The 13017-nt window shown below is 63.1% G+C and carries 23 protein-coding genes; 1 reads left to right on the forward strand and 22 read right to left on the reverse strand.

Translation table 11 applies throughout. The annotated features are described in order from the left end of the window. Positions 1 to 53 precede the first annotated feature (53 nt). Positions 54 to 395: an NINE protein gene (locus GGR43_RS03705; protein ID WP_246343312.1), complete on the forward strand. Its 342-nt coding sequence runs from the start codon at positions 54 to 56 to the stop codon at positions 393 to 395. Here the strand turns inward: GGR43_RS03705 and GGR43_RS03710 are convergent. The 22 genes from GGR43_RS03710 to GGR43_RS03815 form a co-directional block, all read right to left on the reverse strand. After that, the gene (locus GGR43_RS03710) at positions 392 to 709 is read right to left on the reverse strand and encodes a phage tail assembly chaperone (RefSeq protein ID WP_246343313.1); all 318 of its coding nucleotides are present in this window, start codon (positions 707 to 709) and stop codon (positions 392 to 394) included. The two genes, GGR43_RS03705 and GGR43_RS03710, sit on opposite strands and share 4 nt — an antisense overlap. Positions 710 to 816: 107 nt before the next feature. Next, the gene (locus GGR43_RS03715; RefSeq protein WP_188070600.1) at positions 817 to 1254 is read right to left on the reverse strand and encodes a hypothetical protein; all 438 of its coding nucleotides are present in this window, start codon (positions 1252 to 1254) and stop codon (positions 817 to 819) included. A gap of 97 nt (positions 1255 to 1351) precedes the next feature. Next, entirely contained in the window at positions 1352 to 1795 is a 444-nt protein-coding gene (locus GGR43_RS03720; protein ID WP_188070601.1) for a hypothetical protein, read from the reverse strand. Positions 1796 to 1865: 70 nt separating this feature from the next. After that, positions 1866 to 2045: a hypothetical protein gene (locus tag GGR43_RS03725; protein WP_188070602.1), complete on the reverse strand. Its 180-nt coding sequence runs from the start codon at positions 2043 to 2045 to the stop codon at positions 1866 to 1868. A 14-nt stretch (positions 2046 to 2059) separates the two neighbouring features. Beyond that, positions 2060 to 2461, reverse strand: coding sequence for a hypothetical protein (locus GGR43_RS03730; RefSeq protein WP_188070603.1), 402 nt, complete (start codon positions 2459 to 2461; stop codon positions 2060 to 2062). After that, the gene (locus tag GGR43_RS03735; RefSeq protein ID WP_246343314.1) at positions 2458 to 2973 is read right to left on the reverse strand and encodes an HK97 gp10 family phage protein; all 516 of its coding nucleotides are present in this window, start codon (positions 2971 to 2973) and stop codon (positions 2458 to 2460) included. Before GGR43_RS03735 ends, GGR43_RS03730 begins: the two co-directional genes overlap by 4 nt. Next, positions 2973 to 3353, reverse strand: a complete 381-nt coding sequence (locus GGR43_RS03740; protein ID WP_188070604.1) for a phage head completion protein — start codon at positions 3351 to 3353, stop codon at positions 2973 to 2975. Before GGR43_RS03740 ends, GGR43_RS03735 begins: the two co-directional genes overlap by 1 nt. Further along, positions 3350 to 3643, reverse strand: coding sequence for a head-tail connector protein (locus GGR43_RS03745; RefSeq protein ID WP_188070605.1), 294 nt, complete (start codon positions 3641 to 3643; stop codon positions 3350 to 3352). The genes GGR43_RS03740 and GGR43_RS03745 overlap by 4 nt, the downstream gene beginning before the upstream one ends. A gap of 4 nt (positions 3644 to 3647) precedes the next feature. After that, positions 3648 to 3824: a hypothetical protein gene (locus GGR43_RS03750; protein ID WP_188070606.1), complete on the reverse strand. Its 177-nt coding sequence runs from the start codon at positions 3822 to 3824 to the stop codon at positions 3648 to 3650. Positions 3825 to 3907: 83 nt separating this feature from the next. Continuing rightward, a complete protein-coding gene (locus GGR43_RS03755; RefSeq protein ID WP_188070607.1) occupies positions 3908 to 5191 on the reverse strand; it encodes a phage major capsid protein in 1284 nt (427 codons plus the stop codon). 14 nt (positions 5192 to 5205) lie between these two features. Then, on the reverse strand, positions 5206 to 5919 hold the full coding sequence (locus GGR43_RS03760) for a head maturation protease, ClpP-related (protein WP_223177268.1): 714 nt from the start codon (positions 5917 to 5919) through the stop codon (positions 5206 to 5208). Between the two features lie 164 nt (positions 5920 to 6083). Then, positions 6084 to 7415, reverse strand: a complete 1332-nt coding sequence (locus GGR43_RS03765; protein WP_188070608.1) for a phage portal protein — start codon at positions 7413 to 7415, stop codon at positions 6084 to 6086. Positions 7416 to 7425: 10 nt separating this feature from the next. Continuing rightward, complete coding sequence (locus GGR43_RS03770) at positions 7426 to 9138, reverse strand: terminase large subunit (protein WP_188070609.1); 1713 nt, start codon at positions 9136 to 9138, stop codon at positions 7426 to 7428. Between the two features lie 82 nt (positions 9139 to 9220). After that, positions 9221 to 9655, reverse strand: a complete 435-nt coding sequence (locus tag GGR43_RS03775; protein WP_188070610.1) for a P27 family phage terminase small subunit — start codon at positions 9653 to 9655, stop codon at positions 9221 to 9223. A 123-nt stretch (positions 9656 to 9778) separates the two neighbouring features. Further along, positions 9779 to 10030 (reverse strand): HNH endonuclease, encoded by a 252-nt coding sequence (locus tag GGR43_RS03780; RefSeq protein WP_188070611.1) that lies wholly within the window; start codon positions 10028 to 10030, stop codon positions 9779 to 9781. A 106-nt stretch (positions 10031 to 10136) separates the two neighbouring features. Next, positions 10137 to 10514, reverse strand: a complete 378-nt coding sequence (locus GGR43_RS03785; RefSeq protein ID WP_188070612.1) for a MerR family transcriptional regulator — start codon at positions 10512 to 10514, stop codon at positions 10137 to 10139. Further along, positions 10514 to 10879, reverse strand: coding sequence for a hypothetical protein (locus GGR43_RS03790; RefSeq protein WP_188070613.1), 366 nt, complete (start codon positions 10877 to 10879; stop codon positions 10514 to 10516). The genes GGR43_RS03785 and GGR43_RS03790 overlap by 1 nt, the downstream gene beginning before the upstream one ends. 17 nt (positions 10880 to 10896) lie before the next feature. Then, the gene (locus GGR43_RS03795) at positions 10897 to 11121 is read right to left on the reverse strand and encodes a hypothetical protein (protein ID WP_188070614.1); all 225 of its coding nucleotides are present in this window, start codon (positions 11119 to 11121) and stop codon (positions 10897 to 10899) included. Between the two features lie 54 nt (positions 11122 to 11175). Continuing rightward, complete coding sequence (locus GGR43_RS03800) at positions 11176 to 12237, reverse strand: hypothetical protein (RefSeq protein WP_284277397.1); 1062 nt, start codon at positions 12235 to 12237, stop codon at positions 11176 to 11178. Further along, entirely contained in the window at positions 12234 to 12404 is a 171-nt protein-coding gene (locus tag GGR43_RS03805; protein ID WP_188070615.1) for a hypothetical protein, read from the reverse strand. Before GGR43_RS03805 ends, GGR43_RS03800 begins: the two co-directional genes overlap by 4 nt. Beyond that, positions 12401 to 12679, reverse strand: a complete 279-nt coding sequence (locus GGR43_RS03810) for a hypothetical protein (RefSeq protein ID WP_188070616.1) — start codon at positions 12677 to 12679, stop codon at positions 12401 to 12403. The genes GGR43_RS03805 and GGR43_RS03810 overlap by 4 nt, the downstream gene beginning before the upstream one ends. After that, a complete protein-coding gene (locus tag GGR43_RS03815) occupies positions 12676 to 12921 on the reverse strand; it encodes a hypothetical protein (RefSeq protein WP_188070617.1) in 246 nt (81 codons plus the stop codon). The genes GGR43_RS03810 and GGR43_RS03815 overlap by 4 nt, the downstream gene beginning before the upstream one ends. Positions 12922 to 13017 lie beyond the last annotated feature (96 nt).

Raw genomic sequence — 13017 nt, forward strand, 5'->3', positions numbered from 1 at the left:
CTCTCATGCGCGCCCTTAATACTGGTCATCATTTATTAGTAGGGGCGAATACAATGGATGACCAAGCGATGACGGCCATTCCGTCTGAAAATTATGGACGCAATGGCCGCTTATCAGACACTCAGCGTATGATAATTGAGCAGCGCGTTACCAACGAAAAGCCAAGTGCAGGTGCAGCTTACATCTTGTGCTTATTGCTTGGCGGTTTGGGTGTTCACCGACTTTATCTCGGTGAAAGGGGCACCGGAATTTTAATGTTGATCCTTGGCATTACCATAGTTGGGATGATCATCACATGGCCTTGGGCATTGATCGATCTGTTTCTTATCCCATCGATCATTCGCAAGAGAATGGACGAAACCCGGCAGCGCCTGACGATCGAAGCGATCGCTTAACCCAGCACCATCCGCAACCGGGCTAGTTCGGTTTCTTTCTCGCGCTCGGTGATTGGCGCTTTCCATGGCGGCGGGCAATTTTCGTCCTCCGCTTTCCGGCCCATCGCCAGATACTCGACGGAGAGCGCCCGGATCAACCGGGCCTCCCAAGGGGGCAGATCGATGCCGGTGCGGTTGCACCAGGCATCGATTTCCTTCCAGCTCAGCGGAGCCGCCCCCATGCCCGCCGCCTCGGTCAACCCGATCTCGATCAGGCGATTGATAATGTGCGGGGCCGGGTTCGGCGGCATCGGGATATCTGCCCGCTTGCCCATCCGTTCCGCCCGACTCCGCTTGTCCTCCACGCCCGCCTTTGCGCGCTTGCTGCCCTCAGGCGGCCTGGGCGTGGCATTGAGCCACGCCAGATGCCGGATATAAAGCTTCAGCTGGTCGGCGAGGCGGGATTGCTGTCGCTCCTGAAGTTTCCCCAGTTCTGGACCGCCTTCAGCACCTGATTATGCATGAAACCCAGCTTCTGGTCGGCATAGAAGGCGAAAAACAGGTCATAGCCCTGCTTGTCGCCCGCTGGCGGATAGGTGAAATTCTCGAAGGCGACGGTGATCGCAGCCAGATCCTCGGCCTGCTCGGTGACGCGCTGTTCCGGCGTCGGCAGAGCGGGCTTGCCGTCATTGTCTTCGCGCCGTTTCAGCACGCGGGCCGTCTGGCGCGCCTCGACGGCGGAATACTGCTTGGAAGAAGGCCCGTAGACGACGACACGGACAGGCTTGTCGGGATTGCCGCCGGAATAGAGAAATTCGCCATCGGCGTTTTTCAGGTGGATGGCGGCGGTATCGGCCACCGACTGAGAGGTGATATCCATGATTTTCCTTTCACGGGTAAACGGGTACACCAGCCCGCCGCCACCCGTGAGACAGGCGGGCTGATGCTCATGATCCGGCTTGGCCGGAATTCAGCTGTCAGGGAGCCGCGACCTTGATGATCGCGGTGTCGATCTCGATCGTCGGGTTCGCCATGACGATGCTTTCGGACCCGTCGATATTCTCCGGGTAGCCGAACACGCGCCCCCGGAAGTAGCGGATCGCGCCATCGGGCAGCGTCACCTTGTAGGAATAGAGATTATTGCTCTCGGCAGCCGTCCGCAGCAGCGTCTGGCCGGCATCCTCGTCGTCGTGGGCGAGGCTGGGCTGCAACGAGCCATAGTCGACGCCTCCCTTGTGCTTCTGGGTCGGGCCTTTCAGGGGCTTGAACTCGATCTTGCTATAGCTCGCGCCGATCGCGCCGATCTTCTCGATCTGGCCGATCTCGGTATAGGTCAGCGCGGCATAGCCGGTCGCGTCCTGCGTTGCCGGGGCAGCAGCGGAAATGGCGAGCGCCGTGCCCGCCGCAGTAATCGAACCCATGGGGTTTTCTCCTCAAATGAAAAGGCCCGCCAAAGGGCGGGCGCGGTGCGTGCGGGTACGGGTAGGGTAGTCAGCTGGCGGACTTGGCCTTCAGCTCGTCGGCGGTCGGCGCGCGGACGAGGCCGGCCGCCTTGTAATTGATGAACTCGCCTTCGGTCAGGTCGGGGGTGGTGCCAGCTTCAAACCGGCGTTCGGTGCCAGCATCCCGGAAGCTGCTGATCACGAACGCCTTCTTCGTCTTGTCGGTCATGGTCTTTCTCCTGTTCAAACCGGGGCATCGAAGCTCACCCGGAAATCCTGTGTCTGCTCGAAGCTGTTGCCTGGGCCGTTGACGTCGGGGCCAAGGCCAGCGGAAAGGATCGCGACGCGGGTACCGCCACCGATATTTCCGGTGCGACCGGTGCAGCATGTGCGCACCAGCTCGATGATCTGGCCTTGCTGCGCGTAGCTGCCTGCGCGCACGGTGACGGCGATCCGCGCGGTCGACCGGCACGAGCCCTGTCGCTTCAATGGCTGTCGATCGATCAGGCTGACGACTCGGACCAGCAGCAGGGGCGGCAAGGCGCCCTCCGGCAAACGCCCGCCCTTGATGTTCCCGACCGGCACAATGGCCGTCAGCGCGTCATAATCACGCAGCAGCGCGCCGATGATCTCCGCACCGGTCATGCGTCGCCTCCGCCGGTGCGGATCCCGGTCTTGCTGATCCGGCTGTTGATGAACGCCTGCGCCGCGTTCCGTGCCTCGCTCTCCTTCGTGTCGAGCGCGACCCGCAGGAAGGGATGCGGACGCGAGCCGGGGTGATGCACCGTCTTGCCGACGAATTTGCCCCCGATGACCAGCGATCCGGCCTTCACTCTTTCGTTGATCTTGCCGATGCTCATTCCGCCCCGCTGGCTGTCATCGACCGAAATGAAATGGGGGTCGGTCCCATATTCGAGCCAAGGCGCGATATAAGCGCCGGGTCCCTTGACCTGCACCTTGGCGATGATGCGACCATCCTCCGCCTTCGTGGCGACCTTGATAGCGCCGCGTACCTCGCGCGAAATCACACGGTCCTTCGCCTCGTCGGCGATGACGGTGGCGCCCGCACGGCCAGCGCCGCGCAACAGCGTTGCAACCTCGGCAGGAATGCCGCCGATGAAGCGCTTGACCTCGCTGCGGCCCTTCACATTTACCATCAGGCCGGGTTCCCGGCAGGCCGATATTCCTCGGCGATAAACTCCAGGCCCTCCCGGTATCCCAATTCGGCGGGGCCGGAGATGATCTGAAGCAGCCGGATCACGGTATCCACGCCGCCCACCTTCCGCAGGACCGCAAAGCGCATGTGCGCGGCCACATCTTCGCGAAAGAGCATTCGGACGCGGGCAGGGCGGATGCTCGTCGTCATCCCTCCATCCAGCTTTTCGCCACGGCTTGGCAGCGCATCCTGCACCTGGGCATAAACGGTCGCGACCGGCTCCCATTCTCCCGAACCGGCCCCGTCAAAGCTGTTGTCGGCAACCGGCCGCTCGATGCGGAGTCGCGTACGCCGCTGGCTGGATTTGAGGCCGGTTATCATAGCTTCCGAACCTTGAACCTGCCGCACAGCCGCCGCGCGCTAACCTCGACATCGCCAGCGAGGCCGCCTGTTTCGCGGTCGCCATAGAAGCCCGCGACCAGTAGGCGCATTGCGCGCAGCAAAACGGGCGGAACTTCGTCGTCGCCGACGATCTCCGCGAAGGAGCGACCGGTATAGTTCTCGATCCAGCCCCTCGCGTCGACAATCGCGGCGCCGATCAGATCATCCTCGTCCTCGTCCAGCACGCGCAGCTGCGCCTTGGCCTGTTCGAGGGTGAGCGGTTCCGCCATGATTTCAGTCGTCCGCGTCGGCCGCCATGCCGAGCGCTTCGGTGACAACCTCATGGCCCGGCCGCGTCGGGTCGTTCATGTCGATGCGGTCGGCTGCGGATGCAGGGGCCGCGTCGGCGTGCTGTTCGATCGGTGCCGGTGCTTCTTCGCTCGTTGCCGAGGCGGCTTTCTTGGTCGTCATGGATTTTCTCCCATCGGTTGATCGGAAGGGCGGAGGGACGCCCCTTCGAACAACCGGGGCGGCCAAAGCCGCCCCGGAGAGGATCAGGCCGAAACCTTGAGCGCGCGCATGGACTCGGGATTGACCACGCCGCCGCCAACGCGCTTGGTCGTGTAGAAGTGCACGAACGGCTTGTTGGTGAACGGATCGCGCAGGACGCGGGTGCCCACCCGGTCGATGATCAGGTAGGTCGCTTCCATATCGCCGTAGAGCGCGGCGATGTTGCCAGCCGCGATCGTCGGCATGTCGGGCAGTTCTACGACCGGAGCGGCGTTGATCGTCGCGGGCTCCCCGGCCACGAAACTCGGCTGCCAGAGGAAATTGCCCTGGCCGTCCTTGAGCTTGCGGATTTCTCGCAGCGACAGGCGGTTCAGGTACAGCTTGGCGTTGCCCGCGAATTCCGACGGCAGGTCGTACATCAGGTTGATGATGCCGTCGGCGGTCAGTGCCGCCGCAGCGCCCGAGTTCACGACGCTGATGGCGCCCCACGGATGCCGCGCGGCGTTCGCGGCGCCGGTGACATAGGTGAGGATACCATAGGGCTTGTTGGTCCCATCGCCGGAGAGGAACGCGATGCCTTCCTGCCGGGCGAACTCGGTGTTGATCTCGTCGGCAAGCCACTGTTCGAGGTCGAGCGCGGCATCGTCCAGCATCTGCTGCGTCGCCGCCGGGTTGGCATAAAGCTCGCCGGGGATGAAGTCGAGCGACGCGAAGGCGGGGGTGCTGGTCTGCGGGCGAGCGGCAGTTTCACCAACCCAGCCGCTGCCGACAGCGCGATCGGTGAACAGCTTCTTGAACCCGGCCGTCGAAATCGAGATGACACGCGAGTTCTGGCGCACGGCCGAAACGCGCTTCAGCTTGCCGCTGATCGTGCGATCCCATTCGATCGGCGCGAGATAGCCGCCCTCGCTGTCGGTCGCCTTGTTCAGCGATGCGCTGATCTCGGTGCCGCGCCGCATGTGCAGCTTGAACGCCGACACATATTCGGGATCGGTCGGCTCAAGATCGCCGATGACCGCGCCATTGCCGTTGAGCTTGCCTGCCGCGATGATCTTGGCATGCTCGTCCATGGTCTTTTCCATGGCCGAGATGGCATCGGAAATCTTGCCGAACTGGTCGACGTCGAGGGGGTCGATCTTGGCTTCGATCTTGTCGAGGCGCGTGTCGTTCAGCTTGCGCATTTCCTCGACGGCGGCCTTGATCTGGTCAAGCATCGACTTGGTGTCGCCGGTGATATCGGCACGGGGCTGGGCTGCGATGGAACGCGGGGGATTGGCGGCGTGAATCGCCAGTGCCGCCATGGAGGCGGCGGAAGTCAGCATGTTCATGGGGTATTCTCCGGTTATCGAAGGGCGTTCAGGAGGCCGTTGAAGGAAGCGGCCAGTTCAGGATCGCCAGCGCCCGGCGTGGCGGTTGTCAGGGCAGCGTCCGGCTTGCCCTTGATCTTGTTGATGCGAGCGCGCGCCTCGGTACGGGTGTGCCCTGCCGCCAGCAGCGTCAATTCCAGCGCGCGGACCTCGTTGACGTCCCGGTCGGAGGCTTTGGCGGCCTCATCGACGCGGACCTGATCGGCAGCCAGGAGGGCGTCGGCGAAACCGCGCTCGATGGCCTGACTGCCCGACATATAGGTTTCGTCGTCCATCCATTTGGCGACATCGGCGGCATTCTGACCGGTCCGAGCGGCATAGACATCGCGCATGGCGGTATCGAACGGCTCAAGCCATTTCGCGGTTTCCGCCATGTCGTGGCGGTTGCCGACCGACACGACCCAGCAATTGTGGACCATGATGAAGCTGGCGGCGCCAATCTGGATTTCATCGCCCGCCATGGCGATGACGGACGCGGCAGAGGCGGCCATGCCCATCACCTTGACGGTGATCTGCTGCGGATGCTCGCGCAGGACATTGTAGATAGCCAATCCCTCGAACATGTCGCCGCCGGGGCTATTGATCTGCACTTCAACGGGTCGATCACCGATCGCGCGGAGTTGCGCGGCAACGCGCTTTGCGGTGATGCCGCCGCCGGTCCACCAGTCCTCGCCGACGATATCGAACATGGTTATCACGTTGTCGCCCTGTTCGAGGGCGGCGGGGCGGAGGCCCGCGGCTTCCTCGCCCCAGCGGGAAAGAACGTCTTCTTTCGTGAAGGCGCCGACGCGACGATCGCCGGGCAGCGGGACCGCGCCGGGGCGCTCCCGCGCGAAAATGCGCGACATGCGGTTCATGCTGTTTCCTTTTTCCTGCGGGCCGGAGGAGTGCCCGGCTCCGGCTCATCTTCTTCCGCGACCTGCGCGGCCGTAGTGCCGGGTCGGGGCAGGTCTTGCCCGTCGGGACGGGGATTGCGGTCGAAGGCCTCGCGGACCTCGTTGGGCGAGAGCCAGGCCGAATTATTGCCCAGCGCCTTCGCGAAGAAATCGGCCTGATCCTTCAGCGATCCGCGCAGCAACGCTTGTTCATTGTACTTGGCGTACATGGTGTTCTGCTCTTCCTCGGTGAGCAGGCACATCCAGATGGCCTCTTCCCAGATGACGAACCACGCCATCAGGCAATAGGTAACGAAGAACAGCCCCAACTGCTCGATCCCGCTTCCCCAGCTCGTTTCATCGAACATCAGCAGCGGGCGAGGCGCGCCGGTGAAGCGCGACACCTCCTCGGCCTCGTGCTGCATCAGCTCCTTGAGCTGCGAATCCCGCGCGTTTGAGGCGAAGAGCTTGGCCGTCAACCCCTCTTCGAGGACCATCCAGTCGTCTTCCGCCTCGACGCCCGCATAATTGTCACGCAGGCTTTGCTTCAGGCGTTCGATTGTCTCGTCACCGAGAACTTCTTTGGTTTCGAGTGCACCCCGTGCCATCGACCCCTTGGTCAGCAGGCGGCCGGCCGCCTGCTGCGCCTTCATCGCAAGGCCCAGGGTATCGGCGCAGACATCGATCAGGCCGACGCCTCGCAGCCCATCCAGCGACAAAGGCGAACGAAAATGGAAAACCTCGTCCTGGGACAGGGTGCGCTTTGCACCGATTTTCGGCTGATATTCGAACGTCAGCTTGAACGTGTCGGACAGGCAGGGCTTAACGCATCGGCGGGGCAGGGGGATCAATTCCCGCACCGCCCCGCGCGATTTCACCTTGAGAGCATATGCGTTGCCGTCCGCCAATGCACAGAACTGCATATAGGCCTTGAACTGGCTGGCGGTCTGATAGCTGTTCGCCTTGCGGTGCAACACATTGAACAGCGGGTGATCGCGCGCCTTCTCCGTCTCCCCATTGGCCTTCCGCCGCATAAGGTGAACCGGCAGCATGCCCATGGACCCGCAGATAAGGGACATTGCCCGGAAGAATGTGCTGTTGCGCAGCGCCATCCGCTCATTGGCCGCTTCGCCGACGACCCCAATCCTCCCATCCCGCATGAAATCCAGCAAGGCCGGATCATTCAGGTCATAGGTGTTGTACGCCATCACCGGCACGGCATTGCCTCTTGCGGGAGGAGAGGCAGGCGCGGCGGAGGAACGGCGATAACCGGCCGCGCGCCGGTAATCGTCGGGAGACAAGCCAGACATTGCGCCTCCCTCAGAGCCTCAGAACGCCACGTGTGGCGTAGACGGATTTCTTCTTCGGCTTTGCCGTCGCGGTGGCCGCGCCGACTGCCATTGCGATCGTCACCATGCCGTCGATGCGTCCCCGCGATTTCTTCTTGTCGAAGGCCCGGTTGCCCTGACCATCGGCGATGATCACCGTATTGGCCGCACAGCTGTAGGACACCGGCGAGGCGTCGATGATGATTTTGCCGTCAAGGATGCGGTCCTCGGTGCGCGTGATCGAGTGGGGCATGCAAAGCTGCCGGTCCTCGAACATGATCCGCGTTCCCTGGGCGTGCTTCACGATCTTCAGGCCGCGCCCGGTGCTTGTCGGGCCATCGTATAGCCACCAGTCGACACCCACCTCCGTCAATGCGTCGGTGAACGACGTTAGGAAGGCTGGGTCGACAACCAGTTCTTCGACCTCATGGTCCGCCAGCAGTTCAGCGACGCGCTGGGCGACGAAGGTATAATCGATCGTCGCGCCGGGCGTGGCAGTCAGGTGCCCGTCCTCGACCCAATCGGGATAGGGCGCCCGGTCGCGTTCCGCCCGATCCTCCAGCCCCTCCTTGGTCGTCCAGTACCAAGTCTTGACCGCGACCAGATCGGCAGGAACGTCCCATGCCGCCGATAGCGCGGTAAGGTCGTTCTTCGCCGACAGGTCGAGCGACAGGAAGCATTTGCGGCCCCGCATGGCTCGCTCATCAACGGCGCCCTGAACCGCTGCCCAGCTTTCCTCCGCGATCCAGAAATCGGCAGCGCCTATGTCGATCCCGAAATAGAGTCGCTTGACTGACGATTTCGTGGACGGCCTCAGCGATGCCCCGGCGACCACCGTGCGCAGATTATCGACCGGGAATGTCTCACCAAGAGCAGGGAGGGCCTTGGCCCAGCACGCCTCATTCTCGAATACCGCTTCCCGATCCGCCTTATCCACACGCGCGATGAATGCGAAGGCGCTGTCGTCGCGGGCCTCGCCCCGCACGATCTGCTGATACATCTCCGAATAGCTGGTGCCCACGATCTGCGAGGTCGCCGGGGTGTTCGTGCCCAGCAGCATCAGCGAGTTGCCCGCCACCTTGTCGATAGCGCGCTGCCACGTCTCAATCGGGCCATCCGACTTGAATTCGTGGATCTCGTCCGCCGCCACATAGGCGGGGCGAGGGCCTGACTGGCTCTCGCCGCCTGCCAGCGTGCGAAAGAACGAGCCGCTTTCCGGGTGCTCGATCTTCCAAGCGTTGTCCAACTCGCCGCGAATGACCACTTCGCCTAGCGATTCGAGCGTCGTTCCGTCATCCTCGTCGGGAACCTGCCCCCGGCACATCGATACCGCGTCACGGAAAAGGACGTTGGCCGTCGCCTTGTCCTGCCCGATCGCATAGCATTGCGCGTGCGGAATGCCGTCCCAGCCCATCAAATAGACGCCGATCGCGCCCATGAGCGGCGATTTTGCTTGCCCCTTGCCGGTTTCCAGCCACCCTTTGCGGAACCTGCGGCGCCCGTCCTCCCGCAGCCAGCCGAACAGGCTGCCGACGACGAACGTGTGCCATTCCAGCGGATGGAATGGCTCCCCGGCGCGCGGGCCGTCCGCGACCGAAAATACAGCCGGGAAGAAGTTCAGCGTATGGGCGGCGGCCTCGGGCGACCAGTGGAGGCCTCGCGCCGCGCCGTCGCGCATATCGCGCAGATGCCGCTCGGCCGCCATGCCGACCAGATCGCCGACAACGAATTCCCCTTTGACCGCAGCTTCCGCCCAGGCTGTCGTCGGATCTGGCAGCGCCAGAAACCTATTTCTCAACGGACTTCAGATAGGCAGCTGCGGCGCTGCGTTTGCGGTTCTTGCGGTCAACCTTGGTGACGCCGCCCCGGCGGCGCGGCGACAGGCCAAGCTCGGCTTCCAGTGCGGCGGCATCGGATGCCGCCTCGCGCATAGCCGTAAAATACGGACTGATCCGTGCGATGGCTTTCGGATTACCCCGCTTCGGCTTCATCACCGCCCCTTGTTCTGCCACGACTCGGGCCGACCGGTCGTAGATCAGGTACGCCAGCACAAGCCGTTGGATCGAATGCCCGGTCGAGGCCGCCAGCGTCTCACGCTCGCGCATTTCGATCGTGATCCGCTGCCAATGGTGGCGCGCCGTTTCAACTTCGAGAGGGTCGGAAAGCAGCAGCGACCAATCCGGCTCAACTGCAATCTGCCCGGTGCCTTCGATAGCTTCCATGACACATCATCCCCTATGGGGATGCCCCCAACTTTTCCGTCTGAAAATCCAACTTATTGTGCATGAAGGGCGGGGTTCGGTTTCCGCCCTCGGCCCCCTCAGACTTTCGGACCGGGGGAGGGGTCAGGTCCGATCCGGCCGGTTCCATGGGTGGTCCGGGCTGGTCGGCCGCCCATCGCGCCCGATCCCCCGCGCCGTGCGCATCCCGAACTGCTCGGCCGTCGCCTCGGCATGGCACGGGTCACAAAGGTTCCGCGTGTTGCTGTCCTCGTCCGTCCCGCCCAGCGCGAGCGGCTTGATATGGTCAACGACAGTTGCGAACACCGTCAGGCCCCGTGCGTCGCAGCGCTCGCAAAGGCCATCGGTGCGCGCCATGCGCCGCTTTCTCACCTCGACCGCTTTGCGCCCGCGCAGTCTCTCGACGCGCTCGCGAGGCCGGGCGCGGTCAGTCGGCGGACGGCTGGGCATCAGCATCAAGCCCTTAGGTGAAGGTCACACGGATGACAGCACCGCCGATTGCTGCGTCCTGCACAACGGCATCCTCGTCAGAAATGATCCAGCCGCCGAACCTGGACGGCGCCGCCCAATAATACATAGGATGCCCACCCATATTGGTCAGCACGCCCTTGGCAGCCATTACTGCATCATCGACCGATGCGCCGAACGCCACAAGCTTTGCCGCGAGGGCGAGAATCATCACGTCATTTTCGCTGAATGAACGCCAGCCATTGGCCGGACGCTCATCGAACAGGTCTAGCTGGTTGCGCGTCATCCAGTTGCGGAGGGCGGCTCTCGATATCCCGATGATCTCTGCCGCCTGACTGAAACGATACTGGCGGGCAGACATGGCGCCAGCCATCACACCACCTCAATCACGATAGCATGATCCGCCAGCCATCGCCCCGCGCGCCTCTGGTCGCAGGGCAGCCGCACGGCAGCGGCAGCCATCAGGACGTACAGGGCAGGGCGGAAGAACCATCGCCTGCGAACATGAAGGGTGATGGCGTCGATCTGGGCCATGGTCACCTCCAACGCAAAAGCCCCGCCAACCGAAGTAGGCGGGGCCACAAGCCCGATAGCTGGGACGGCGCATGCACCGGGAGAAACCAGCCAGAGCGGGAAACCACGGAAATCAGCCGGAAATGGCAATAAAAAATCCGCCACGAACTGCTTCGGGCGGATTAATCCAAGGCCGTTTTTGGCATTTTTCGTGGCCGCTTGCAAGCAGTTTTTGCTCAGCGCTATGCTTGGACCTCTCTAAATTGGACGCCCGCCTTGGTGATGTAATATCCCTTAGACTGGATCTGAGCGATTGCCTCTTCGGGGTTCACACCAATAATTCCTGCTCTAAGCACAGTTTCCTTGAAATGCGACCACGGCTTGGCTTGCTGCGGGAGGTTTGCTCCCTCGCGATCTTGTGTAAATCCGTAGACACCCGCACCGGATTGAAAGACATGTACCTTCATAGTTTCTCCATAAGTTGAGAAATCATGGTAATCGATTCGTGAAATTATCGCCATCTATTCCACCAGCCTTGCCCGGATGATCTCCGCTATTTCCGACCATTCTCGCAGAAGCCCGCGCTCGTCGAGAAAGGCGGGATCGAGTGTCTGCACAGGCCCGGACAAATCGGGACGGCTGGCAAGGTCAATCCCGATGATGGCCGGTTGTCCGGTCGTGGGCGGCGCGGTTGGGTCAACCTGCCCCCAATAGGCTTTGCTGGGGCCGTCCAGCCACACAGGATCAACCGTCCGCCCATGGTTCATCGCGTCGGCCGTCGCATGATCGACCATCGAAAACGCATGCGCCACACAGCGAGGCCAGCGGTCCAGCGCCTCAAGCAACAGGCGCTTGGCGCGGCGATTGTGGACCCGGTAGATTCGCGCCGCGATCGTGTACCCGATGGCGTCGCCGACGATCATGTCGAGTACCAGTTGCTTGGGCACCGGGATCATGTCGCGCCAATAGCCATAGGCCAGGTGCATGCGGACCCGATAAACGCTTTCGGCGGCATCCCCGGATCGACGCGACTGGTCGACGCGCGCTTCAAGGCTCGCCACCTTCACGGCCACATCAGCCTCAAGGCTCCGATAGACGTTGGCGATCTGCGCGGCCCATTCCAGTTGGTCGTTCGTGATCGTGCCGTTGCGGTTGAGCTGGGCGAGGGCGCCGCTATGCGTGCGGCTGGCGCGCTCATGAGTCTCCGGCGTGCCGTAGACCTTGTGATCCCACGCCTCGCGAAGCTGCACCGCCTCCTCGATGCCGGGTTCCAGCCGCACCGGCCGCTCGACCGTCTTGGGGCGTCGCCGCCCGCTTTTCCGGCCCTCGGTGACGCGCTCGACCGGGCGCGGCTTGCCCATCACGAGATGGTCGAACCGTTGCTGCTCCCGCTTGCGCGCGGCAGCGAGGCGCGCCATGCGCAGGTTGAACTGCGGCACGGCATCGGGGTTTGCGGCATGGCGCCGCGCCATCTCGTCGCGGGCTGCAGCGATCATCTTCGCCCGCGCCTCGGCCATCGTCGTTCCTTCGAAGACCTCGCCGTCGCGGTTGACCACCTCGAATCTCCTTCCCTTGTCCGTCACCGCAGCAGGCTCCCCAGATCGGTAATCACGTCGTCAATTCGCTCGCAGGCCTCCCGACGCATCTCGGCCTGCAAGGTGGGCATAGCGCCGTTCATGCCCTTGATGAGCAGCTTCACCGCCATCAGCGACGCGGCGATATCGGCCGGGGTCGGGCGCTGGGATTTCATGGGCGGACCTCCTTCCGGGCAACTGCCTTTGCCGACAGCGCAGCACTCATCACCGCCTCTAGCGCGTCCGCCAGCGTGGACGGCTGGGGCAGGTCACAATGGAACCCGGAATTGAACCGCTCATCGAACGGGATCAGCGCCAGATCGGCGCTGTCCCGCGTCGGGGCGCATGAGGCATCGCAGGACCGCTCGCACTCGCCCAGCGTGTACCACCAGCCGGGCAGAGCGGTCTTGAACCGGGCGATCATGTCCTCGATGTCCCGGTGAGCGATCATGCGTAAAACCCGCCAATCCCGTCCCAGCGGAGCGCGAGCCACCCTCCAGCATTTTCGCCATGGGCGCGCTCGAACTGATCGAAAGTTTTCCGCATCAGCGCGTAGCCGCCTGCCGCGTTGAGACTGTGCCCGATTTCGGTTGCCCGTCGCCCGATGTCATGCCGCTCTGCATCGGGAAGGTTGTGGCGCAGCGGATCACGTTGCCGCCACAAATCGCCGAGCGTTTGCAAGACTTCGGTCATTGCCATTCCCCTTCAATCGTCAGCTTCAGCAGATCGCGTGCAGGGTGTCGCCGGCCGCCGTAAAGGCGGTGGCGGGGACAGAAAAGAGCATCGAGC

It is taken from the genome of Sphingobium jiangsuense (assembly GCF_014196495.1).
Taxonomy (GTDB): Bacteria; Pseudomonadota; Alphaproteobacteria; order Sphingomonadales; family Sphingomonadaceae; genus Sphingobium; species Sphingobium jiangsuense.

Coding starts and splice junctions, on each gene's coding strand:
- GGR43_RS03705 (WP_246343312.1), top strand. CDS start 54: ATGGATGACCAAGCGATGACGGCCATTCCGTCTGAAAATTATGGACGC.
- GGR43_RS03710 (WP_246343313.1), bottom strand. CDS start 709: ATGGGCAAGCGGGCAGATATCCCGATGCCGCCGAACCCGGCCCCGCAC.
- GGR43_RS03715 (WP_188070600.1), bottom strand. CDS start 1,254: ATGGATATCACCTCTCAGTCGGTGGCCGATACCGCCGCCATCCACCTG.
- GGR43_RS03720 (WP_188070601.1), bottom strand. CDS start 1,795: ATGGGTTCGATTACTGCGGCGGGCACGGCGCTCGCCATTTCCGCTGCT.
- GGR43_RS03725 (WP_188070602.1), bottom strand. CDS start 2,045: ATGACCGACAAGACGAAGAAGGCGTTCGTGATCAGCAGCTTCCGGGAT.
- GGR43_RS03730 (WP_188070603.1), bottom strand. CDS start 2,461: ATGACCGGTGCGGAGATCATCGGCGCGCTGCTGCGTGATTATGACGCG.
- GGR43_RS03735 (WP_246343314.1), bottom strand. CDS start 2,973: ATGGTAAATGTGAAGGGCCGCAGCGAGGTCAAGCGCTTCATCGGCGGC.
- GGR43_RS03740 (WP_188070604.1), bottom strand. CDS start 3,353: ATGATAACCGGCCTCAAATCCAGCCAGCGGCGTACGCGACTCCGCATC.
- GGR43_RS03745 (WP_188070605.1), bottom strand. CDS start 3,643: ATGGCGGAACCGCTCACCCTCGAACAGGCCAAGGCGCAGCTGCGCGTG.
- GGR43_RS03750 (WP_188070606.1), bottom strand. CDS start 3,824: ATGACGACCAAGAAAGCCGCCTCGGCAACGAGCGAAGAAGCACCGGCA.
- GGR43_RS03755 (WP_188070607.1), bottom strand. CDS start 5,191: ATGAACATGCTGACTTCCGCCGCCTCCATGGCGGCACTGGCGATTCAC.
- GGR43_RS03760 (WP_223177268.1), bottom strand. CDS start 5,919: ATGTTCGATATCGTCGGCGAGGACTGGTGGACCGGCGGCGGCATCACC.
- GGR43_RS03765 (WP_188070608.1), bottom strand. CDS start 7,415: ATGTCTGGCTTGTCTCCCGACGATTACCGGCGCGCGGCCGGTTATCGC.
- GGR43_RS03770 (WP_188070609.1), bottom strand. CDS start 9,138: ATGGCGGCCGAGCGGCATCTGCGCGATATGCGCGACGGCGCGGCGCGA.
- GGR43_RS03775 (WP_188070610.1), bottom strand. CDS start 9,655: ATGGAAGCTATCGAAGGCACCGGGCAGATTGCAGTTGAGCCGGATTGG.
- GGR43_RS03780 (WP_188070611.1), bottom strand. CDS start 10,030: ATGGCGCGCACCGATGGCCTTTGCGAGCGCTGCGACGCACGGGGCCTG.
- GGR43_RS03785 (WP_188070612.1), bottom strand. CDS start 10,514: ATGGCTGGCGCCATGTCTGCCCGCCAGTATCGTTTCAGTCAGGCGGCA.
- GGR43_RS03795 (WP_188070614.1), bottom strand. CDS start 11,121: ATGAAGGTACATGTCTTTCAATCCGGTGCGGGTGTCTACGGATTTACA.
- GGR43_RS03805 (WP_188070615.1), bottom strand. CDS start 12,404: ATGAAATCCCAGCGCCCGACCCCGGCCGATATCGCCGCGTCGCTGATG.
- GGR43_RS03810 (WP_188070616.1), bottom strand. CDS start 12,679: ATGATCGCTCACCGGGACATCGAGGACATGATCGCCCGGTTCAAGACC.
- GGR43_RS03815 (WP_188070617.1), bottom strand. CDS start 12,921: ATGACCGAAGTCTTGCAAACGCTCGGCGATTTGTGGCGGCAACGTGAT.